This is a genomic window from Corynebacterium sp. CQ3829_602738 (assembly GCF_054478435.1).
Genome location: NZ_CM137003.1, coordinates 46775 through 70957, shown reverse-complemented (window position 1 = coordinate 70957; position 24183 = coordinate 46775). Strand labels below are relative to the sequence as shown.

Genomic DNA, 24183 nt, shown 5'->3' with positions numbered 1-24183 from the left:
TTAATAGGGGTTTGTTACTCGGGGTATGTCCCGACGCCCGCCAGTCGAGTCGCTAAAAGGTGAGACGCTCCCATCTCCGAGAGATACGCCTTGCCGTCGAGGTTGCGAGTACACTAGGGAGCCGTACGCCTCGGTGTCGCCTCTGCGAAAGCATGCGCCCGGGGCTTAAACTTTTTCGACTGGCCGCGCAGCGGAAAACCCCGGCGGGCTGGGGTTCCAGCCTGCCGGGGTTTCGCGCCTAGCTCAGAGGAGCGTTAGTTCGAGCTGCCCTCCGAGGAACCCGCGGAGGAGCCGTCAGCGGAGCCGGCCTCGGAGCCAGCCTCACCAGCGGCCTCGCCTGCGTCCTCGGCGGTTTCGTCGCGGCCGGGGGTGTTGGTGACGGGCGGGACGACCGTCGTCACGCGGTCACCCCCGAGGGAGGAACCGCCCACGCGCACCTCGTCGACGGAGGTCGACTTCTTCGGGCCGATGGCGGTGAACGCCTCGCCGGCCTCGTTGGAGCACCAGTCGTAGAGGACGGAGCCCGCGACAACCACGCCGGCGGCGATAGCTGCCCACTGGCCGTACTGCTGCACGTCCGGACGCATTGCCAGCTCCTGCAGCATGCGGTTCGCGGCCTCGGCCTTCGCGCGCAGCTCGGCGACCTGCTCGTTCTCCTGGCCGCGGCGGCCGTAACCGAAGTTCGGCGTCTTGCGGCGGATCTCATCCTGGATCTCCGCGGAGATCTGGTTGAACTGCTCGTTCACCGCGTTGACGTACGGGGCAGCGACCTCTCCCAGCACCTGGCCCGCCAGCAGCAGCGGCACCATGTACAGGATCGGCGAGCGCACCGCGTTGGCGACACAACGGCCGAGGATGTCGGTGCCTTCATCCACGGTGGCCTTGGTGGTGACCAGGGTGGTCGGCACTTCGGTGACCGTGATCTGCGGCAGCGTCTCCGTGACCACCGGCGGCAGCGTGTACGTTGCCGTCGCGGTCACCGGCGGGGTGTAGCCATCCACCGGGGTCGGTGCGACCTCGGTGACGGTCTTGCCGGAGTCGTCCACAACCACAACCACCTGGCCCGGAACATCCGGCGTGGTGGTCACTTCCGGACCCTCAACGGTGGTGACCACCGTCTGCGGCTCCGGCGTCACCGTCTGCACGGTGGTGACCGGCGTGGTGCGAGTGACCGTGATCGGATCCTGCGTCTGCACCACAGTGGTGACGATCGGCTCCGGGGTCTCCGTAGTGGTGACCTCAGAGGTGACCGGCTCCGGAGTCTCCGTGATGGTGACCTCGGAGGTGACCGGGTCCGGCGTGACCGTGGTGACCTCGCCGGACACGGTGGTGGTCACCGGCGCCGGGATGATCGTGGTGGTCTTGACCTCGCAGTCGCACGGTGCCACACCCGTGGTCGGGGTGGACTGCGCCTTGTTCGTCGGCGTGTTCGGGGTGCGCTCCACCACCGTGGTCTCGGTGACGAAGCTGCCCGGAACCGTCGTCGTCTCGTTGGTCGTGCCCGGCACGGAGGACACCACGGTCTCGGTGGCGGTGACCGGCGGTGCGGTCGCGATCGCCTCGTTGACGTGGTAGCCCGCCGGCGCGGAGACCTCGATCACGATCTCCACGGACTCGCCCGGCTCCAGGGACAGGCCGCGGCCTGCAGACTCCAGCGCCTTGTTGATCTCGGCGGTGAACTCGTCGGCGTCGCCGCCGTCCAGGCGGGTGACGTTGTCCACGATGTCGACGCCGTCCAGCTTCACGGAACCGGTGTTGGTCACCGTGTAGCGCAGCTCCATCGTCTCGCCCTCGCCGATCGGCAGGGCGTCGCCCTCGGTCTCGGCGTCGCGCCATGCGTCGTCGCCTTCGTCCGCGCGCTTGATCTCCTTGAGGATTTCCAGCTGCGGGGAGTCGGAGGAGGCGTCATCCGGCGGCGCGGTCACGGTCACCACTGTCGACGGCACCGTGGTGCCCGGCACAGTCGTGTGCGGGTTCGTGGTGCCCGGGATCGTGGTGGCCGGGATGGTCACCGGCGGCACGGTCACGCCCGCGACGTTGTCGTGGCGGCCGGCCGGGGCCTTCACCGTCACGGTCACGTCCATGGACTCGCCCGGCTCGAGCGCGAACGGAGCGACCTTGCCCAGCTGGGCGTCGATGGCCTGCTGCAGCTCGGCGTTGTCCTCCTTCACCTCGTCGGTGAGGCGGATGCCGTCGATAGGCAGAGTGCCCTTGTTGGTCACGCGGTAGGTGATGTCCATGTCCTCGCCGGCGGTGACCAGGGCGTGCTCGTCGCGGCCGTTGATGAACTTCTTCACCTCAAGCAGCGGCGAGTTCGCACGCGCGGTGGTGGAGACCGTCGTGCCCGGCACATTGCGGCCCGGCAAGGTGGTCTCCGGGATGGTCACCGGCGGAACCGTCGTGGACGGGCCAGTGGTGCCCGGGATCGTGGTGCCCGGACGGGTGGTGCCCGGAACCGTGGTCTCCGGCACCTCGGCGCGAGCTTCGTTGACGTGCTCGCCCTTAGGCGCGGTGACCTCGATGCGGATGTCCTGGAAGGCGCCCGGCGCGAGGTTGAACGGCTCAGCCTTCTTGGCCAGCTCCGCGTTGATCTCGTCCTGCAGCTCCTGGTTGTCCTCGCGGATCTGGTCCGCGACCGCGATGTCGGTCAGTTCCACGTTGCCGGTGTTGCGGACGCGGTACCAGATCTCCATCTTCTGGCCCGGAGTGACGGAGGCGTCCTCGCGGCCGTTGATGCGCTTTTCAATGTTCAGGCGGCGCAGCTCAACCGGCGTGCAGACAACGTTGTTGCCCGGGCCGTCGGTGTCGCCGTCCATGTTGACCACGTTGACCAGGCCGGAATCCGCACCCGGGTTCGCGCCCTCGGCGGTGCACTGGCCGACAGCCTCCGGCAGGTTGTTCGCCGCGGCCTCAGCCAGGGTGCCGGTGACGGTGACCTTGTAGTCCTTGTACTTGCCCGGCTTCAGCTCAGCAGCGTCGGCGACCTTGTAGCGGCCGTTCTTCACGTCCACAGCCTTCTCATCGACGGTCACTTCGTTGACCGTGAAGCCGGCGCCGCGCAGCGGCACGTCCCAGATGGTGGCGTGCTCGCCGGCGACCAGACCGGAGTTGCGAACGCGGATGACGTACTCGTTGGAGTAGTTGTAGCTGCCCTCGTCGTTGCGGGTCAGCTCGACGTTGCCCGCACGAGCAGCAAGCTTCTCGACGGCAAACTGCGGCCGCTCAGGCGCCGGCGCAGTCGTCGTCTCCGTGACCGGCGGCGGCGGAGTCTGACGCGTCGTCGGCGTGGACTGTGCCTTATCTTCCGGCTCGTTCGGGGTGATGGTGACCTGGGTGGTCTCCGTGGTCACCGTGCCCGGAACCGTGGTCCCCGGGACCGTGGTGTCCGGGCTAGTCGTGCCCGGCTCAGTCGTGCCCGGGATGGAGGACACGACGGTCTCTTCGGTCACCACCGGCGGAGCGCTCACCTTCGCCACGTTGGTGTGAGCGACCTTCGGCGCCTTCACACCCTCGAGCTCGATGGTGATCTCCTGCTCCGGCTCGAGGTTGATGCCGTCCGGGTGCTCCTCAGCCAGTTTCGCCTCCAGGGCCGCGTTGATCGCGTCCTGCAGCTCCTGCTGGCCTTCCATCTCTTCGACGGTGTCCGTCAGGACCACGCCGTTGAGCGGCAGCGAGCCGGTGTTGGTGATCACGTAGCGCAGGTCCATGGTGCCGTCGGCGTTCACCGGTGCGGCGTCCTGCGCTTCCTCAGCATCGCGCCATACGCCGTCGACGCCGCGGATGTACTTCTTGATCTTCAGCTCAACCGAGTCGGTCGCTGCGTCATCCGGCGGCGCGGTCACCGTGACCACGGTCGCCGGCACGGTGGTGCCCGGGAGCGTGGTGCCCGGAACGGTCACCGGCGGGACATCGACGTTGACCTCGTTGCGGTGCTTGCCGGCCGGGGCCGGCACAGTGATGGTCACGTCGTGGGACTGGCCCGGCTCGAGCGAGATCGGGGCGAACTTGCCCAACTGCGCGTCGATGCGGCGCTGCAGGTCCTCGTTGGCCTCTTCGATCTTGTCGGTGAGGCGGATGCCGTCGATACGCACCGGGCCCTCGTTGGTGAGGCGGTAGGTGATCTTCATGTCCTCACCCGGGACGACCACAGCGTGCACGTCGCGGCCGTTGATGAACTTCTTCACCGACAGCTTCGGCGAGGACGCGCGTGCCGTGGTGGACACCGTGATACCCGGCTCAGTGGTGCCCGGGATCGTGCTCTCCGGGATGGTTACCGGCGGAATCGTCGTGGACGGACCAGTGGTGCCCGGGACCGTGGTGCCCGGACGGGTGGTCTCCGGAACCGTCTTCGGCGGAACCTCAGCCGTGACCTCGTTGTTGTGCTCGCCCTCAGGTGCCTTGACCGGGAACTTCACGTCCTTGTACTCGCCCGGTTCCAGGTTGAACGGGTTGTACTCCGGCTTCGCAAGCTCAGTCGCGAGCTTCTCGTTGATCTGCTTCTGCAGATCCGGGTTGTCTTCCTTGATCTGGTCCGCCAGCGTGATGTCCGTCAGGGTCACGTTGCCGGTGTTGCGGACGCGGTACCAGATCTCCATCGGCTCGCCCGGGGTGACCGGGGCATCCACGCGGCCGTTGATGCGCTTCTCGATGTTGAGGCGGCGCAGCTCAACCGGCTCGCAGACGATGTTGTTGTCGATGCCATCGCCGTCACCTTCCATGGTGACCACGTTGACCAGGCCGGAGCCTGCGCCCGGGTTCTGCGGCTTGACGGCCTTGCACTGGCCGACGGCAGCCGGCAGCGCAGCTGCAGCCTCGTCGGTGACGGTGCCGTCGACCACCACGCGGTAGTCCTTGTACTGGCCCGCGTCCAGCTCGGCGACGTCGGAGATGAGGTAGCGGCCGTTATCCGCGTCGACCTTGGTGCCGTCGACGGTGACTTCGTCGATGGCGAAGCCGACACCGCGGACCGGCACGTCCCACACCTTCGCGTGCTCGCCGTTGACCAGGCCCGTGTTGCGCACGCGGATGGTGTACTCAGCCTTGTAGGCGTACACACCCTTGTCATTGCGCTCCAGGGTGACGCCCGGGTTGCCCGCGTTGAACTTCTCCACAGCGAACTGCGGGGCGTCCGGCGGAATCGGAGTGGACTGCGCCTTGTTGGTCGGCGTGTTCGGAGTGATGGTGACCTGGGTGGTCTCCGTGGTCACGGTGCCCGGAACCGTAGTCCCCGGGACAGTGGTATCCGGGTTCGTGGTACCCGGCTCCGTCGTACCCGGGATAGAGGACACAACGGTCTCCTCCGTCACCACCGGCGGAGCAGTCACCTTCGCCACGTTGACGTGGTAGTCCTTCGGCGCCTTCACCGTGATCTCGACGGTTGCAGCGTTTTCGGCGCCCGGCTCGAGGTTGATGCCGTCCGGGAACTCCTCAGCCAGCTTCGCCTCGATTGCCTTGTTGATCGCTTCCTGGAACTTGTCCTTCTCCTCCGCGAGCTCCGTCACCTCATCGATCAGGGCCACGTTGTTCAACGGGACCGAACCGGTGTTGGTGATGGTGTAGCGAAGCTGGATGTCCTCACCCGGCACGACCGGGAGAGCATCTGCCGGTGTCTCGGCGTCGCGCCAAGCATCCTCACCGTCAGTTGCGCGCTTGATCTCCTTGAGGATCTCAAGAGACACGGTGTCGGAAGCGGCGTCATCCGGCGGTGCGGTCACGGTCACCACAGTCGGCGGCACGGTCGTGCCCGGAACCGGGGTGCCCGGGATGGTCGACGTAGTCGGGGTGCCGTCAACGGTGGTGACGGTCGTGCGCGGCGGCGCGGTGGTTTCCGGGATGGTGGTGCCCGGAACCGTGACCGGTGGAACAGTCACGTTGACCTCGTTGTCGTGGCGACCAGCCGGCGCCTTGACAGTGACGGTCACGTCGGTGGACTCACCCGGCTCAAGCGAGATCGGGGCCACCTTGCCCAGCTGCGCGTCGATGGACTGCTGCAGGGCGGGGTTTTCTTCCTTCACCGCGTCGTTGAGGCGGATGCCGTCGATACGCACGGCGCCCGTGTTGGTGAGGCGGTAGGTGATGTCCATGTCCTCGCCAGCGACGACCATGGCGTGCTCGTCGCGGCCGTTGATGTACTTCTTCACCTCGAGCGACGGGGAGCCCGCGTGCGCGGTGGCGGTGACCGTGGTCGGCGGCACCGGACGCTCCGGCACCGTGGTGCCCGGGATGGTCGTCGCCGGGACGGTCGAGCCCGGGATGGTGGTGCCCGGCACCGTGGTCTCCGGGTTGGTGGTGCCCGGGACGGTCACCGGCGGGACGGTGGTCTCCGGGATGGAGGTCTCCGGGCGGGTCGTGCCCGGCACGGTGGTCTCCGGCACCTGGGCGCGCACCTCGTTGGTGTGCTCGCCCTCGTACGCGGTGACCGGGAACGTGATGTCCTTGACTTCGCCCGGCGCGAGGTCGAAGGCCTCGATCTTGGCGATCTCAGCGTCAATCTCCGCCTGGAGCTCCTTGTTGTCTTCCGTGATCTGGTCTGCCAGCGTGATGCCGGACAGCGTGACGTTGCCCGTGTTGGACACGCGGTACCAGATCTCCATCGGCTCGCCCGGGGTGACCGGGGCGTTCTCGCGACCGTCGATGCGCTTTTCAATGTTCAGGCGGCGCAGCTCAACCGGCTCACAAACGATGTTGTTCTCGCGGCCGTCGGAGTCGCCCTCCATGGTGACCACGTTGACCAGGCCGGAGCCTGCGCCCGGGTTCTGCGGAGTGACGGCGTCGCACTGGCCGACAGCTGCCGGCAGCGCGTTCGCTGCCTGATCGGTGACGGTGCCGTTGACCACCACGCGGTAGTCCTTGTACTCACCCACGGCCAGCTCAGCCTCGTTGGAAATGAGGTAGCGGCCGGAATCCGGCTTGACCTCGGCGTCGTCAACGGTGACGGAGGTGATGTCGAAACCGACGCCCCGCACCGGCACGTCCCACACCTTCGCGTGCTGTCCAGCAATCGGGCCGGTGTTGCGAACACGGATGGTGTACTCGGCGGAGTAGCCGTACTGGCCGTTCTCGCTGCGATCCAGGCTGATGCCGGTCTGGTTGTTGAGCTTCTCTACTGCGAACTGCGGGTCCGGAACGACGGCGGGCGGCACTTCGGAGGTTGTTGGCGTAGAGCGTGCCTCGTTCGTAGGGGTCGGTGGGGTGACCGTGGTCTGGACGACCGTGGTCTCCGTCTGGGGCTGCACCGTCGTGGTGGCGTTAGTGGTGCCCGGAACCGTCTTGGTAACGGTCTCCGTCACTGGGACCTCAGGCGCGGTCGCCTTAGCCACGTTCACGTGGGCACCCTTCGGCGCCTTCACAGTGACGATGACTTCCTTCTCTTCACCCGGTGCAAGCTCAAAGCCGCGGCCCTCTGTCACGAGTGCCTCGTTCAGGGCGTCGGTAAGCGCCTGGCGCTCAGCCGTGGTGCTGCCCTCGATGCTTGTGACCTGATCGACAATGTCGATGCCGGTCAGCTTCACCTTGCCGGTGTTGGTCACCGTGTAGCGGATCTGCATGTCCTGGCCCGGGGTGACCACGGCTGCCGGCTGGCCGGCCTCCGCGTCGAGCCACGGATCGGTGTCCTTCGCGCGGATCTCCTTGAGGATGCTGAGGTTCACCGGGGTCGACGACGCATCATCGGACGGCGTGGTCGTCGGCGTGACCACACGCTCCGGCACTGTTGTCTCCGGAACGGTGGTCACGTTCGGGATCGTGGTGCCCGGGATCGTCGTTGCAGGGATGGTCACCGGTGGCACAGTTGGCTTTGCGACGTTCACGTGCCCGTCCACCGGCGCCGTCACCGTGATGGAGCGCTCCACCACCTGGCCCGGCTGCAGGTCGAGCCTGATGCCCTGGAGCTTGGCGTTGATCTCCTGCTGGAGTGCGGTGAGGGGTTCGGTGGTGGCGGACTGCACCTCGTCGATAAGCGAGATGCCCTTGAGCGGCACGCCGCCGGTGTTGGCCACGCGGTAGGTGATGGTCATCGGCTGACCCGGGACCACTAGGGCGTTCTTGTCGAAGCCGTTGATCAGCTTCTGGATGCTGATGCCAGGCGTGTTCGCCGTCGCCGTGGCCGTGGCGGTGATGCCCGGCAGTGTGGTGCCCGGAACTGTGGAGCTCGCGTTGGTGGTGCCGGTAATCGTGGTCGGCGGGACCTCAGCTCGTCCCTCGTCGGCGTGGTAGCCCTCGGGGGCCTCCACGGTGATCTTGATGTCGCGGATAGCGCCCGGCGCGAGGTCGAACGCGTTGATCTTCTGGAGCTCGGTGTCGATCTGTGCCTGGAGCGCCTGGTTGCCTTCCTTGATCGTGTCTGCGACCGTGATGCCGGTGAGCGTGGTGTTGCCGGTGTTGATCACGCGGTACCACAGCTCGGTCGCTTCACCAGCGGTGAGCGCGGTGTCTTCGTAGCCGTTGATCCGCTTTTGCACCGTGAGGCGACGCAGCTCGACGGGCTGGCAAACGATGTTGTTCTCTGGGCCGTCGGAGTCACCTTCCATGGTGACCATGTTGACCAGGCCGGAACCGGCACCCGGGTTCTGCGGGGTGACGGCGTCGCACTGGCCGACAGCTGCCGGAAGCGCGTCCGCAGCCTTGTCGGTGAGCGTGCCGGTGACGACAACCTTGAAGTCCCTCGTCGCACCCGCCGCCAGAGTGGCCGGGTCGCTGACCTTGTACCGGCCATTAGTTGGCTGGACCTGGTTGCCATCTACGGTGAACTGGGTGATGTTGAACCCAGCACCCTTCAACGGGGCGTCCCACACCTCGGCGAACTGACCCTCGGCATCGCCGGTATTGCGCACCCGCACGATGTACTCAGCGCTATAGGCGTAGCCTCCTTCGCTGCGGCGCTGCAGCTGGACGCCGCCGGCCTGGAGGCCGATTTTCTCCACGGCAAACTTCGGGTTCTGGACGACTGGTGGTTTGGCTGGAATGACGGCGTTTGCCTCATCATCGTTCGACCGGACAGACACCATTTGGAGATTCTGTGGGAACGGGTCGTAGGTGAAACCATCTTGAATTCCACCGTTGAACGTCGGGAAGCCCTGATTGTTCGGGTCAAAGGTGCCTTGTGCGAAAGCGGAATTTCGGTGCTTGTAATCGTTCTCTGGCTGGGTCTTTAGGGGAACATCGACGGTGATTGTCTCAGACGTTTCTGCACCCCCGTCGAGATCGAACTCTGGAACTTTCGCCAGTTCGACGTTGATGGCGTTTTGAAGCTCCGTTGAACGCTCTCCTGCTGTCACAGCGTCTTGCAGCTTAATGCCAGTGACCTTGCCGCGCCCCGTGTTCTTTATGTCGTACCGGATGGTGATTTTCCCGTTGACGGCAAGCTCAGGCCAGTCACTCGGATCGGTGTCCTGAGCGTCCTGACCGTTGATGTACTTTTTGATCTCGAGTTTCGGATCACAGTCACCGGCCGCCACAACATCGTTCGCCGGGGTTGGGTCGATCTCGTTGCCGATCACCGCAACCTTGTTGATTGCGCACTTGCCGTCTGCAACTCTCGCGTTCACCTTCAACGTTGCAGACTGACCCGCCCCCAACGGCCCGTGGGTCCAGTTGATCGATCCGTTAGTCGACCTGCTTTGTGTGAGCCAACCCTGGGTTTGTGGTTCCACCCGAACGTCCGAGAGGCCGCTTGAAATGAGATCGCGGACAGTGAACCCAGACGAAGAGCACCCGGAGTTATTGGTGACGGTGACGGTCCACTGTGGCTGCCCGTCGATCATCTCCAGCTTCTTGGCGATAGACAGATCTACATCAGCCTTCCGGTACTCCTGCACCGTGATCGCATTAGTCGTCGCGTCGTTGTTGTACGATGCCGGGACCTTCTCAACGGACACCAAACCGATTTTGATGTCATCTTTGTTCGTCGCGTTCGGGTTCTCCACCGAGATCTGGTAGGCGTCGCCTGTGCCGTTGACGCTGAATCCGAGGTTGCCATTGGCATACGTCCATGCGTTGCCGTAGATCCCGTCCACGAGCTTCTGATCGGTAGGTGTAGAGAGATCATCCACCTGCCAGTAGATCATGGAGCCGTCAAGCACGTTCGTGCGGTAAAGGTAGCGGTGGCCGTTCTCTGAGTTGATGGACCACGCGTACGGGCTCTTGTCGAAGCCTACGTAAGCCCAGTCGTTCGCACTCGTTGGCCTTGCATCCCCGAGCTTCTGCCTAGTCGACTTCACGCGATTTCCTGCCGCTGTCACCTCAGGAATGGAGAATTCTGTCTTGCTCCCGCCGTTGAACTTGACACGGTAGATGTCGCCGGTGCCGTTACCGGAATTGTTGGAAAAGACGTAGTTGCCATTCAGGTCAAACGCACCGTTTGTGATACCGGAGCGAACATCGACATCAACCAGGCCGTCGACCCGTCCGATGCTCTCCGCCTTTCCAGTCACGGGACTGATTCGAAGTAGGTGGCCTGCTGGGTACTGGGGATCAGGGTTGTTGTTAGAAAGGCCGGAATCGGCACCGTTCTGCGGCCTGTCCTGCGAGACTGCGTACAGATATCCATCGGCCGGGTTATACGCGAGAGCGTTGTAGACCCACGGGCTCACGCCATTACCGTTCACCGGCTTGAAGGCATTATCGCCTTGCACTCCATCAACCCGGTACTGAAGAACTGTGTAGTTGCGCTTCACGTTCCTCGGACGGGAACCATCCGGGTTCATGTAGAAACTTTCGGCGATCCAAGTCGAGACACCGATATCCCGCTTCGTCACCTCGACGATGCACGCGTCAGTGTTTTCTGACGCCTTGAGCGGGTCGCGGAGACCCGGGTTGGCTTGGAGATCGACGGTGTCAACAGCGACATCCTCGGCCTTGATTGTGCCCGTGGTCGGTTTGGAACCGGCTGCGGGCGCCGTCGTTTCAATTACGACTGGCACATTCTCAGCGACATTCAGACGTTTCTTGAGATCCAAGATGAGGACTGCGTTGGTCTGACCGTCAGCATTGGTCTCGATCCGAGGCTGACCTTGCACGGTTTCGTGCACAACACCGTTCACGGAAATGGTGTATTCGCCCGCAGGGAACTGAGTGGCCTTCCCACCGACACCGCCCGTGCGGAGAATCAGCCGGTTACCTGTCAAAGCAGGTTGGGAATTGGCGCTGCCTTGGGTGTTCGTGATCATCCGGACACCATCGTCATCGTCCCATTTCTTAAAGGCGAGACCGCGGACGCCGGCCGCAAAAGCCACTGAGGCGGTGTTTCCTGCAATCTGCGGGACAGCCACAGATCCAAACGTGAGGGACACCGCCATGGCGGTGGCCAAAAGGCTTGAGTTTTTTCGTGGACGAGAATTGGGCAGAGGAGATGTTTTTTGAGTGGGCATCCAGTGGCTCCGAGCTATGAACAAGCAAACAGTAGAGGACAAAAGTGATTGTATTTCAGTGGAGAACCGCCGACAACCGTTTGTCCCGCAATCTAATAAAAAGTTCGTTACACGTAACAGAATCTGCATTGCATTTTCATTACGCGTAACGCAAATGCGTTACAGTTCGGTTCATGTCCGAACTTGACCTCGCGGCTTTGATCGACCTGCTGCTCAGCATCGGCACCGATACCTGGAATATCGAGGCCAAGGATGCCTCCGGTGGGCTGCCGACCTCACTTGATGAGACCCTCAGTGCGTTCGCGAATATGCCCGATGGCGGTGTCATCGTCCTCGGCCTCGCCGAAGAAGACGGGCAGATGCGCGTCCGCGGGGTTGCAAATGCGAAGGACCTGGCAGCCGGGCTTGGCACCAAGGCGCGCGAGCGCATTCACCCTCCAGTGCAGCTTGGGGCCGTGCAAATCGCCACCATCGACGGGAAGCAAGTTGTAGGTTGCGTAATTCCTCCGCAACCACCCGAGCGCCGACCATTTCGGGTCGGGGCCAATGGTCCTGCCTTCACACGATCGAGCGATGGCGATCACGAATTGAGCCGAGAGGAGGAGCTCTACCTCACCTCCCAGCGCAGCCAGCCAACCCACGACCGGCAACCGGTCGAAGGAGCGGACGTGGACCGCGACCTGGTGCCGGAGCTGCTGGAACAGTACCTGAGTGCAGAGCAGCGAAGTTCGCGCCGCCTCCAGGGGATGAGCCGTGACGAACTGCTCGTGCGTACAAACGTCGTCGACCACGAGACTGGTCTACCGACGGTTGCTGCGGTGTACGCGATGGGGCTCCACCCGCAGCAGTTCCTCCCGCACACGGCCGTGAAGGCGCACGCGAGAGGTGACGGGCAGAACACCGGCCTGCGTCTCACCGACCACGATGAGTTCACCGGCCCTATTCCCGATCTCCTCGAATCAGCCGAGTCATGGGCCCGCAAGCACCTGATGCGCGGGGTCGCGTTTCGCGATGGCCACGGGTTCGACGCTCCCGAAATCCCGGCCGTCGCGCTGAGAGAAGTTATCGCCAACGCGCTCGTTCACCGCGACCTTTCCGTTGCCAGCTTCGGCAGCTACCCGATGCTGGTCAAACTGCCGATGAAGTTTATCGTTGAGAATCCCGGTGGGTTGTGGGGCCTGACAGAACGCGAGCTTGGCAAGACAAGCCCGCGGGCGAAAAACGCAGTGCTGTACCGCATGTGTTCCGCAATCAGGACCGAGGACGGCAAGCGAGTCATTGAAGGACATGCCACCGGGATTCCCGAAGTGCGGCGAAGCCTCCGCGACGCTTTCCTTCCGGCACCCTATTTCAAAGACGAAGTAATCAAGTTCAAGGTGCTGCTGACCTCGTCGAGCATGCTGTCAGAGGAAGATAGGAACTGGCTTTCCCAGCAGCCTGGAGCCAACGTGATGTCTGTCGCGCAGAAACACGCGCTTGTAGCAATGCGGCACGGTGCGGAACTGACGAACTCCGCTTACCGCAATGAGTTCCCGATGGATTCGGTTCAGGCCCGGGACGAACTCCAGGAGCTGGTCCGCTTTGGGTTAGCCGAGCAGGTTGGGACCGGAAGAGGGACCGCGTACCGCCAGAGTGGGAGCGGCCAAGCGGAACTGCCGGTCCGTGCTGTCGGCGAAACTGCAACGAACGAACAGCGAGTGCTCGACTCGTTACAGCAGACTGGCCACCCTCTGAGCAGACGCGAGCTGGCTTTATCTACCGGGCTAAGCGAAAGCCAGGTGTACCGAGCCCTGAAAAACATCGATGGCCTCCAGCAGGGCCCGGCGCCCCATGACGGCAGAGTGGTCGTCTACTGGGTGTGATGTGGAGGCTGCCGGCGCGGACCGGAGGTCGTCGAGAAGCAAAAGCGGGTTAAGGGTCAAAAAGTGTGTCCAGAATCGCGGATTTTTAGGGATTGACCTGTAGGTTTCAGGAAAGTATATGCTCCCGGGGCATATATCTGGGTCTCGAGCGTTCAATCCTCGGTGTGGCAGCGTTGGTGTGCTATGCGCGGCGTGGTGTGGTGTCGCAATGTCAAAGAACCAACCTCGCTGCTACTGCGGCGGTGAAATGAAACGCAACGGCACCACTAGCAAAGGCACCACCAGATGGCGCTGCAAACAATGCGGCGCCTCCAGCGTGAAACGCCGAAGCGACATCACCAACGCGGCGGCGTTCACCGTCTTCATCGACCACCTCACCACCGGTGCCAGCCTCGATACTGTCGCCCGCCGTGTGGGATGCTCACCACGCACGCTGCAGCGCCGCTTCGAACCGTTCTGGCTCGTTGATGTGCCTGACCCCACCGTCGGCCACGACAAACGGGTCTACGACCAGATCTTCCTTGACGGCACCTACACCGCCGGCGGCTGCTTGATCGTCGCAGCGACCATCGACCACGTCATCGCTTGGCACTGGTGCACACACGAAACTACCCGCGACTACCAACTGTTGCTTGAACGCATCGAAGCCCCACTTATCGCCGTCATCGACGGCGGCCAGGGAGCCTACAGCGCGATCAAAAAGTGCTGGCCCACCACGAAAATCCAACGCTGCCTCGTCCACGCCCAACGCGTGGTGCGCCGCTACACCACCAGCAACCCACGCACCGATGCCGGGCGCACCATCTACCGACTTGCGCTGAAACTGACCCGGATCACCACCCTGGACGAAGCAGCCGCATGGGGTGCGCAACTGCACGAATTCTCCACGATCTACCGGTCATGGATGGACGAGAAAACCCTGATCAAAGACCCCAAAACCGGTGCGCTCACCCGCGTGTGGACACACCACAACGTGCGCAAGGCCTACAACAGCCTCAACCACCTCTTCCGGTCCGAGATGCTGTTTGTCTACCTCACCCCACCAGCAGCAGTCCTTCAGCCTGACCGGATCAAATCCACCACCAACAGCCTGGAAGGCGGCATCAACGCCCAGCTCAAACTGCTCGCCAGAACCCACCGCGGCAGATCCGGCGAACGACAACGCCGCATGCTGGATTGGTGGCTCTACCTCAAAACGGAGCTGCCTGACGATTCAATACGAATCGCCAGGCAGTCCGACTGGGGCCAGGGCCAACTCGCCAAAGTATCCACCCTGACCCGAAACGAGAACCAAGCCGACCACGAAACTGGACGCCCAGCCCTCTACGACAACGCTATCGACACCGACTACACACACTCAATCGGCATCCAAAAAGGCCACATCTAACCCCGCGACACGCCGGAGCCAGACACACATTTTGTCGTTTAACCCGAAAACACCCCACCCCGTCCCACACCACAAAAGAAAAATCTCGAGACACCGTAGGAACGGTGCCTCGAGACAACACATTGTGCCCGGGGGGGGACTTGAACCCCCACGTTCTTGCGAACACTGGCACCTGAAGCCAGCGCGTCTGCCAATTCCGCCACCCGGGCGGGCGACTTGATTAATATAGAACGCAGCTCACAAAAACTACAAATCGCCAGCGCACACCGCCTTTTACCCCGCGTCTGCAACGGGGCCGACACGCTGCGCGGATAGGTGGTGTCGGGTGCGGCACCTATACTGTCCGGGTTACTTAAATTCTGATGTGAAGAAAGGAGGTACGCAGGAAATGGCAGTGATGGACAGGCTGGCAAAGCTGGACAGTTCTCTGCAGCGCGGCTTGGACAATTCCATGGCGGCGCTGTTCGGCGGCAAGGTTGTGCCTGAAGAAATTGAGGAGCTGGTCAAGCAGGAAGCCCAGGACTCGCTGGTGGTCACGGATAAGGACGAGTACGTCGCCCCGAACGTGTACGCGGTGGGTGTGTCTTCGAAGGACTTGGAGAACCTGTCGCAGAACCGCGATCTTCCTGTGGACCTCGCCGATCAACTCATGCGCTACGTGCGCAACAAACAATGGTTTTTGGATGGCCCTGTTGTTGTGCGTATCGCGGAGGAGTCGGGTCTGCGCACTGGCCAGCTCCGGGTGTCTTCATACATCGACACCATGCCGGATGTGGTCAGCGGCTTCGACGCCATTGTGGCGGAGCCGAAGAAGCGCAAGGCCTCGCGCTCGCAATTGAAGGAGGATGCAATGTCCGAACCTAACGCCAACCAGCCGCAGGACCCGCAGGCTGCCGCCAACCCTGAGGCAACCACGGTGAGCCTGCTGCTTCAGGACGGCTCGTCGCGCACGTACCTGGTCCACGAGGGCTCCAACATCCTGGGCCGCTCCAACGATTCGGACTTCCGCCTGCCGGACACCGGCGTGTCCCGCCAGCACGCGGAGATCACGTGGGATGGCCAGGTGGCGGTGCTGGTGGATTTGCAGTCCACCAACGGCACTACGGTCAACGACGAGCCGGTGGAGAACTGGATGCTGGCGGACGGCGACGTGATCACGCTGGGGCACTCCAATATTGAGGTGCGCATCGTCGGCGGCGAGGACAAGCCGCAGGCCAGCGCCAACCAGCCGGAGTTCACGGACTCGGTGGCGCACCCCAGCACCGAATACTTCCGCCCGTAAGAGGGGTTTGCCATGGATTCGACCATGATCCTCAGCGCCCGCTTTGGCCTTCTGGCCTTGCTCTGGGTGTTCATTTTCCTGGTGATGTGGACGCAGAGGAAGGATGTGGTGTCGGCGGGCGGCACGATGCGTCGTAAGGCAAGTGCGTCTGCTCCTGCCCCCAGGGAGAAAGCGCGCACCCTTGCGGTAGTTGAGGGGCCGCTGAAAGGCTCCCACATGGAAATTGCCAGCTTAGAAGACTTGACTGTCGGTAGAGCTGGAGACAACGATTTCCAGCTGGGCGACGACTTCGCCTCCTCGCGCCACGCGCGCCTGTTCCGCAGGGGCAGCGACTGGTTCGTGGAGGACTTGGATTCGCGCAACGGCACCTTCGTCAACGGGGTGCGTATTGATCAGCCTGAGCGGGTGACCGTGGGCACGGACATGAAGATGGGACGCACGATTGTGAGGCTGATGCCGTGAAGCTCGCGCTAGATTTCGTGGCCGTGTCCGACCGCGGCCTGGTCCGCGCCAACAACGAGGACTCCGCCTACGCAGGCCCCAACCTGCTGGTGCTTGCGGACGGCATGGGCGGCCACGCCGCCGGCGAGGTGGCCAGCCAGCTCATGGTCGAGCACCTCGAGCACCTGGACCGCGACCCCGAGGACGCGGACATGCTCGCTCTTTTGGGCGCGGCGGCCGAGGACGGCAACGCCTCCATCGAGGCGTCCGTGGCCGAGCACCCCGAGCAGGCCGGCATGGGCACCACCCTGACCGCGACGATGTTCAACGGCCGCGAGCTCGGCCTGATCCATGTGGGCGACTCCCGGGGCTATTTGCTTCGCGACGGCGAGCTCCGCCAGCTCACCGTCGACGACACCTTCGTCCAGTCGCTGGTCAACGACGGCAAACTCGCACCCGAGGACGTCTCGTCGCACCCGCAGAAGTCCCTGATTTTGAAGGCGTACACCGGCCGGGCCGTGGAGCCGCACCTGGAGCTGATCCAGGTCCAGCCGGGCGATCGGATCCTGCTGTGCTCCGACGGGTTGAGCGACCCGGTGACCCAGCAGACCATCCAACTCGCGCTCGGCGACGGCACCCCGGAGATGGCGGCGAACCGCCTGATCGAGCTGGCGCTGCGCTCCGGCGGGCCCGACAACGTCACCGTCGTGGTGGCGGAGGTCGTCGAGGCTGCGGAGAACAACGCCCGGGAAACCCGCGCCGTGGTCAGGGCCGGCGCGCTGGACCCGGGCTACGAGTCCTCCCACCCGGACTCGGCCGCCTCCCGCGCCGCAGCGCTGTTGCGCAAGTCCGAGACCATCACCCCGGACCACAACCGGGCGAAGCTCCAAGACGCGGACGCTTCTGACGACGAGGAGGGCCACACTAGCGCCGCCGGGAAGAAGCAGCCGTCGTCGGTGTGGCCTTGGGTCGTCGCAACGCTGGTGCTTCTGCTGGTGCTCGCGGTGGCAGGTGTGATTTGGTCGCAGTCCCGCGCCACCGACGAGTACACGCTGAAGGTGCAGGACTCCGGCGAGTTCGTGGTGCAGCACACCACCCGCGACAACCTGTTCGCGGACGCGAAAACCGAGGACATCCAGCGCGCCTGCCTGAACACCAAGGGCGACCTGCGCGTGATTTCCAAGGACAGCAAGCCGGGCGATTGCAGCATCTTCACCACCTCCGACCTGCCCAAGGACAAGCGCGAGGTCGAAGACGTCACCGGCTCCTACGACGACGTATTAGCCAAGCTGAATGAGTTGGCGGACCAGGCGCTGCCGGCCTGCACGGACAAGAAGAGCGCCGACGAGGGCAAGTGCCGGGAGGTGCGATGAGCCGCCTAGTATCCCGCAGCCGCGAGCTGCTCCTCCTGCTGTTCACCACAGGCCTGCTAGCCCTCATGCTCTTTGGCTTAGAGACGAGCCAAGGGCGCACCCTGTCCACCGAGATGCTCTACATCATCGGCGGGTTCATGGGCGTCTACGCCATCGCACACGTAGCCATCGCGTTCTTGGCACCGCACGCGGACCAGGTGATGCTGCCCGTGGTGGCGCTGCTCAACGCCGTGGGCCTGGTGGTGATCTACCGCCTCGACCTGGCTGAACGCCCCGGCTACGGGCCGCTGGCGGAGCGCCAGATGCTGTGGTCCTTAGTCGGCGTGGGCCTGATGGTGCTCACGCTCATTGTCATCCGCGACCACAAGTCCCTGTCGCGCTACTCCTACCTGCTGGGCCTGGTGGGCCTGATCCTGTTGGCCCTGCCCTTGGTCTGGCCGCAGCCCCCGGGCTACGAGGAAGCGCGCATCTGGCTGTGGCTCGGGCCGTTTTCCATCCAGCCCGGCGAGTTTTCCAAGATCCTGCTGTTGATCTTCTTCGCCCAGCTGCTGGCCCAGAAGCGCGCCCTGTTCACCGTCGCCGGCAAGCGCTTCTTGGGCATGACCTTCCCCCGCCTGCGCGACCTCGCGCCGATCCTCATGGTGTGGGCCATCGCCATTTTGATCATGGGCATCTCCAACGACTTCGGCCCGGCGCTGTTGCTGTTCGCCACCGTGCTGGGCATGGTCTACTTCGCCACCAGCCGCGCCTCCTGGCTGTTCATCGGCGTCGGCCTGGTGGCCGTCGGCGGCTACGCCGTCTACCAGGTCAGCTCCAAGATCCAGGAGCGCGTGTCCAACTTCATCGACCCGTTCGCGGACTTCGACGGCATTGGCAACCAGCCCGCCAACGCGCTGATCGGCCTGAGCTGGGGCGGCATCACCGGCACCGGCTTGGGCTACGGCCACCCGGAGCTGGTGCCGGTGGCGCACTCCGACTACATCCTGGCCGCCCTCGGCGAGGAGCTGGGGTTTGTGGGCATCGCCGCGGTGCTGTGCCTGTTCGCGGTGTTTATCACCCGCGGGTTCCGCACCGCCATGCAGGCGCGCGACTCCTACGGCAAGCTGCTCGCCTCCGGGTTGGCGCTGACGATCGTGATCCAGATCTTCGTGGTCGCCGGTGGAGTGTCCGCGATGATGCCCATGACGGGCCTGACCACGCCGTTCATGTCCGCCGGCGGCTCGTCCGTGATGGCCAACTACATCCTGCTGGGGCTGCTGCTGCGCATCTCCAACAGCGCGAACCGCCCCGCGGACTACGACGCCGTCGCCGCGGGCACCGCGCGCCCTGAGGTGGTGGGCGCCCGATGAACAAGTCCATCCGCTACGGCGCCGTGGTCGCGCTGCTGATGATCGCGGCGCTTCTAGTCAACTTCACCGTGGTCCAGGGCCTGCGCGAAGACGAGTACGCGCAGAACCAGCACAACTCGCGCATCCTCATGGACCTCAAGCGCACCAACCGCGGCGACATCGTCGCGGGCGAGACCGTGCTGGCGCAAAGCCACCGCAACGACGACACCGGCTTCTACCAGCGCTCGTACCCGAATATGCCGTGGTCGTTTGCTCCCATCGTGGGGTTTGTCTCCGACCAGTTCGGCACCTCCCAGCTGGAGGCCACCCACAACGGCGACCTCACCGGCGACTCCGGCACCGCCTCGCGCTTCCTGCGCACCGGGCTCGAGGACGGCAAGAAGGGCGACACCGTCGACCTGACGCTGGACCCGAACCTGCAGGCCTTCTCGTACGACCAGCTGGCCAAGCCGGGTTTTGATGGTGCGGTGGTGGCCGTGAGGCCGTCGACAGGCGAGGTGCTTTCCATGGCCTCGACCCCCAGCTACGACCCCAACGGCATCGCGGACCCGGCCACTGCCGAGGACGCCTGGGCCGAGGCCACCGGCAACCCGGCGAACCCGCTGCTGAACCACGCGGCGCAGGAGCAGCTGCCGCCGGGCTCGATCTTCAAGATCATCACCACCGCCGCGGGCCTGCGAAACGGCTTCACGCCGGAATCGCCGCTGACCGGCGAGGCGCAGACGATCCTGCCGGGCACGGACAACATCCCGCTGACCAACGACGGCGGCCAGCCCTGCGCCGGCGGCGGGCAGGTGCCGCTGCGCACCGCGTTCGCCCTGTCCTGCAACACCGCGTTCGTGCAGATGGGCCTCGCCATGGGCCCGGATGCGCTGCGCGACGCCGCCGCCCGCTTCGGCGTGGGCGAGCGCTACAACCTGGGCCTGCCGAATGCCGCCGGCTCGCTGGGCGATCTGCCCGGCGGCGCCGAGCTGGCGCAGTCCACCATCGGTCAGCGCGACGTGACCATGACCGCGCTGCAGGCGGCGATGATGTCTGCGACCATCGCAAATAAGGGCAAGCGCATGGAACCGCACGTGGTGCGGCAAGTGCGCAACGCCGACGGCAAGGTCCTGCACGAAACCGAGCCGGTGGAACTCAACGAGGCCGTAACGGAAGAGGAAGCCGCGACGATCACGGACTTGATGTTCGCGTCCGAGCGGTGGACCTTCGGCTACGACGGCAACGGATTCGCCTCCAAGACCGGCACGGCCGAGCACGCCGAAGGCGCCGCCCCGCACGTGTGGTACGTCGCCTTCGACCCGGCCAAGGACGTCGCCGTTGCCGTGGTGGTGAAAAACGGTGGCAACATGGGCGAGGCAGCCTACGGCGGCCAAGTCGCCGGGCCGATCGGACGCGCCGTGCTGCGCGCAGCACCCGCCGCCCCCGCACCCGTGGAAGGAGCACAGTAGATGAACACCGAAAACCGCGAGGACCTGCAACAGCTCGTCGGCGACGGCTACCAGCTGCAGTGGATCATCGGCCACGGCGGCATGTCCACCGTGTGGCTGGCAGACGACCTGGCCAACGAGCGCGAGGTGGCCATCAAGGTGCTGCGCCCCGAGTTCAGCTCCAACGCGGAGTTCCTAGCCCGCTTCCGCAACGAGGCGCTGAGTGCCCAGGGCATCAACTCCGACAACGTGGTGGCCCCCTACGACTACCGCGAAGCGGACACCGACGCGGGCTTCACCGTCTGCTACATCATCATGGAGTACATCCGCGGCGAGTCGCTGGCGGACCTCATCGCCCGCGAGGGCCAGCTGGACGAGGCACTGGCTCTCGACGTCCTGGAGCAGGCCGCCCACGGCCTCGCCGTGATCCACCGCATGGGGCTGGTGCACCGCGACATCAAGCCGGGCAACCTCATGCTCACCCAGCACGGGCAGGTGAAAATCACGGACTTCGGCATCGCCAAGGCCGCCGCGGCCGTGCCCCTGACCCGCACCGGCATGGTGGTGGGCACCGCCCAGTACGTCTCCCCCGAGCAGGCCCAGGGCATGAAGGTCACCGCGGCTTCCGACGTCTACTCGCTCGGCGTGGTGGGCTACGAGCTGCTCTCCGGCAAGCGCCCCTTCACCGGCGACTCGTCGGTGTCCGTGGCGCTCGCGCATGTGTCCGCCGAGCCGCCCGCGCTGCCCATTAGCGTCTCGGCCCCGGCGCGCGAGCTCATCGAGATCGCCCTGCGCAAGGACCCCGGCCAGCGCTTCCGCGACGGCAACGAGTTCCAGCTGGCCATCTCCCAGGTCCGCCAGGGCCTGCGCCCCGCCCAGCCGGGCGGCCACACCCAGGTGGTGGCCACCGAGCCGTCCGCGACCGCGTCCACCCAGATGCTCGCCAGCGTCGCCGAGGAGCGCACCTCCCGCCCGGAGGGCGCCTACCCGCCATCCGCAGCAAGAGCCGTTGCTTCTCGACGTCCTCCGGCTCCCCCCGCCCCCTCTCGCGCCGCGACACCAGCGCCGCGCGAACACGAACCGGAGAAGAAGTCCTCCAAGGCAGGGCCGATCATCTCGGTAATCCTGCTGCTCGCGCTGTTGGCCGGCGGCGCCGCCTGGGCGTACACCGAGGGCGTGTTCGGCCGCTTCACCGGCGGCGGCACCCCCACCACCCCGCGGCCGACCATGAGCGCGACCACGCCGACGCCGGAGGAAGAGACAGAAGAGCCGGTCACCGAGACCACCACGGAGCGCGAGCGCACCACGGTCACGGAGCCGCGCAACCCGGGCACCCTGCGCTTCGAGGAGTCCGAGGCCGACAACGCCCCGGCCCCGGCGGAACCGTCCGCTGAGGCGCCCGCCCCCGAAACTTCCGCGCCGGCACAGCCGTCCGCGGCGACTCCTACGCAGCAGGGTGGGGCGCCGGAGGGTGAGACGTCGATAGGCAATCAGCCCGAGGACACGAACTCACCGGCCCCTGCGGTAGAATTGCCCAACCTTGATAGCTTGCTCGGAGGTGGCAGGTAAATGCTGATCGCGGACCGGTACGAACTCGGCGACATCATCGGCACCGGCGGCATGTCGGACGTGTATGCCGCCACCGATGTGTCCCTCGGGCGCGAAGTCGCCGTGAAGATGTTGAAGATCGACATGGCGCGCGACGAAAACTTCCGCGAACGCTTCCGCCGCGAAGCGCAAAACTCCGCGCGCCTGAACCACCCCAACATCGTCTCGGTCTACGACACCGGCTCCGTGGAAACCTCCGGCGTGGACGTGCCCTACATCGTGATGGAGCTCGTCCACGGCATGAACCTGCGCGACATCGTGCGCAACGAAGGGCCGCTTTCCCCCGAGCGCGCCGCGAAGCTGCTGCTGCCGGTCACCCGGGCGCTGCAGGCCAGCCACGACGCCGGCATCATCCACCGCGACATCAAACCCGCCAACATCATGGTCACCAACACCGGTGCCGTGAAGGTGATGGACTTCGGCATCGCGCGCGCGTTGGATGATTCCACCTCCGCCATGACGCAAACCTCCGCCGTCATCGGCACCGCGCAGTACCTTTCCCCCGAGCAGGCCCGCGGCAAAGCCGCCGACGCGCGCAGCGACGTCTACGCACTTGGCTGCGTGATGTACGAATCCGTCACCGGCGTGCCGCCGTTTGAGGGCGAATCCCCCTTCGCCGTGGCCTACCAGCACGTGCAGGAAGACCCGGTGCCGCCGTCCGAGCGCATCGCCGCGCCGCTGTCGGACAACGAGGCGGTCAACGTCGACTCCGTCATCCTCACCGCGATGGCGAAACACCCCGCCGACAGGTACCAGACCGCCGACGAAATGGGCGCTGACCTCGCGCTTCTAGAGCGCGGCAACGTCACCACCGCCGCCCGCAACCACCTCGCCGCCGCCGAACAAGACGCAGGCTCCCACGCCGTGGACTCGCCGTCCCAGGACCACACCGTTGTGGTTGGGGACGTGGTGCGCGAACCCGTGGTGCGCAGAGAAGCATCCGCCTCCGGGCACACGCGCTACGCCGACCACCGCGCCGCCAACGAGAAAACCTCCTCCAACTGGCTCAAGTGGCTCTCCGCGCTGCTCGGCCTGCTGCTCGCGGTGGCCGTGTCCTGGTTCGTCTACGACTACTTCTCCGCGAACAACGACAGCGCTGAGGTGGTCAAAGAGGAAATGGTGCCCGTGCCCGAACTCGTGGACATGCCGCGCAACGACGCCGTCCGCGAACTCGAGCGCCTCGGCTTCGAAGTCTCCGTGATGGAAGAGCCCAGCCCCGAGATCAAACGCGGCAACGTCATCTCCACCAACCCCGCCGCGGGCTCCGAACTCAAGCGCGGCACCCAGATCACGCTGACCGTCTCCTCCGGCAAGGAAATGACGGACGTGCCGGACGTGACCAACCTGACGGCCGAAGAAGCCATCGAAGAGCTGAAGAAGGCCGGGCTGGAACTCAACCCCAACGTGCGCCGCGAATCCTCCGACAGCATCGAAGAAGGCGTCATCCTGTCGCAGCAGCCCGCCGGCGGCACCCAGATTGCCAAGGGCTCGCGCATCGCCATCACCGTCTCCTCCGGGCCGGAAATGGTGCAGGTGCCGTCCCTGGTGGGCCTCAACGTCGAGCAGGCCACCGCAACCCTGTCCTCCCTGCAGCTGCGCTCCACGGTCACCAGCGTGGACTCGATCAAGCCAGAGGGGCAGGTGCTCGCCGTCGCGGGCGAAAACACCGACGTGGAATCCGGCACCACCATCGAGCTGCGCGTGTCCAACGGCATGCTCATGAACATGCCGGAAATCACCCGCCAAAGCCCCGAGGAAGCCGAGAAGGCGCTCCGCGACGCCGGCTGGAACGGCCGCTTCGTACCCGGCCCGACGGTGCCCACCGGCGCGCTTGTGGACGACGGCCTGATCGGCCACCAGGAAGTCGCCGCCGGCGAAACCATCCGCAAGGACCAAGCCATCGGCTACAACCTGTGGAAGTTCGACGCTGGCAAACTCATCCCGCAGAATAACGCGGCCGCGCCGCAGGCTGATACAGTTCAACCCCAGAACGCGAACAACGCGCTGCGGAATGTGCAGCGCGGGCTCGGGCTTTAGACGTCGATAAGCACGACGCATTGGCCCGCACACACCAAGGGAGCGCAC

General features: G+C 64.9%; 11 protein-coding genes and 1 tRNA gene. 10 read left to right on the top strand and 2 right to left on the bottom strand.

Annotated features, from left to right (window positions below; all coding sequences use genetic code 11):
* Positions 1 to 254: 254 nt before the first annotated feature.
* On the bottom strand, positions 255 to 10703 hold the full coding sequence (locus ACX1NL_RS00245) for a DUF6923 family protein (protein ID WP_458898305.1): 10449 nt from the start codon (positions 10701 to 10703) through the stop codon (positions 255 to 257).
* A 114-nt stretch (positions 10704 to 10817) separates the two neighbouring features.
* Between ACX1NL_RS00245 and ACX1NL_RS00240 the strand changes: the two genes are divergently transcribed.
* The 3 genes from ACX1NL_RS00240 to ACX1NL_RS00230 all read left to right on the top strand — a co-directional run bounded on the left by ACX1NL_RS00240 (position 10818) and on the right by ACX1NL_RS00230 (position 14615).
* Positions 10818 to 11234: a hypothetical protein gene (locus ACX1NL_RS00240; protein WP_458898304.1), complete on the top strand. Its 417-nt coding sequence runs from the start codon at positions 10818 to 10820 to the stop codon at positions 11232 to 11234.
* Positions 11235 to 11539: 305 nt separating this feature from the next.
* Complete coding sequence (locus ACX1NL_RS00235) at positions 11540 to 13228, top strand: ATP-binding protein (protein ID WP_239306508.1); 1689 nt, start codon at positions 11540 to 11542, stop codon at positions 13226 to 13228.
* Positions 13229 to 13436: 208 nt separating this feature from the next.
* Complete coding sequence (locus tag ACX1NL_RS00230; protein ID WP_458898303.1) at positions 13437 to 14615, top strand: IS1249 family transposase; 1179 nt, start codon at positions 13437 to 13439, stop codon at positions 14613 to 14615.
* A gap of 125 nt (positions 14616 to 14740) precedes the next feature.
* On the opposite strand, the gene ACX1NL_RS00225 is transcribed toward ACX1NL_RS00230, so the two are convergent.
* Positions 14741 to 14824: transfer RNA gene (locus ACX1NL_RS00225), tRNA-Leu, on the bottom strand.
* A 179-nt stretch (positions 14825 to 15003) separates the two neighbouring features.
* Here ACX1NL_RS00225 and ACX1NL_RS00220 point away from each other — a divergent pair.
* From ACX1NL_RS00220 to pknB, 7 genes are read left to right on the top strand one after another with little or no spacing between them, the layout of a single operon-like run.
* A complete protein-coding gene (locus ACX1NL_RS00220; RefSeq protein WP_458898302.1) occupies positions 15004 to 15897 on the top strand; it encodes a DUF3662 and FHA domain-containing protein in 894 nt (297 codons plus the stop codon).
* Positions 15898 to 15909: 12 nt separating this feature from the next.
* On the top strand, positions 15910 to 16359 hold the full coding sequence (locus ACX1NL_RS00215) for an FHA domain-containing protein FhaB/FipA (protein WP_034996765.1): 450 nt from the start codon (positions 15910 to 15912) through the stop codon (positions 16357 to 16359).
* Positions 16356 to 17711, top strand: a complete 1356-nt coding sequence (locus ACX1NL_RS00210; protein ID WP_458898301.1) for a PP2C family protein-serine/threonine phosphatase — start codon at positions 16356 to 16358, stop codon at positions 17709 to 17711. The genes ACX1NL_RS00215 and ACX1NL_RS00210 overlap by 4 nt, the downstream gene beginning before the upstream one ends.
* Complete coding sequence (locus tag ACX1NL_RS00205; protein ID WP_458898300.1) at positions 17708 to 19060, top strand: FtsW/RodA/SpoVE family cell cycle protein; 1353 nt, start codon at positions 17708 to 17710, stop codon at positions 19058 to 19060. Before ACX1NL_RS00210 ends, ACX1NL_RS00205 begins: the two co-directional genes overlap by 4 nt.
* Positions 19057 to 20511, top strand: a complete 1455-nt coding sequence (locus tag ACX1NL_RS00200) for a penicillin-binding transpeptidase domain-containing protein (RefSeq protein WP_458898299.1) — start codon at positions 19057 to 19059, stop codon at positions 20509 to 20511. The genes ACX1NL_RS00205 and ACX1NL_RS00200 overlap by 4 nt, the downstream gene beginning before the upstream one ends.
* Positions 20512 to 22059, top strand: a complete 1548-nt coding sequence (locus ACX1NL_RS00195; RefSeq protein WP_458898298.1) for a serine/threonine-protein kinase — start codon at positions 20512 to 20514, stop codon at positions 22057 to 22059.
* Positions 22060 to 24135: a Stk1 family PASTA domain-containing Ser/Thr kinase gene (gene pknB / locus ACX1NL_RS00190; protein ID WP_458898297.1), complete on the top strand. Its 2076-nt coding sequence runs from the start codon at positions 22060 to 22062 to the stop codon at positions 24133 to 24135.
* Positions 24136 to 24183 lie beyond the last annotated feature (48 nt).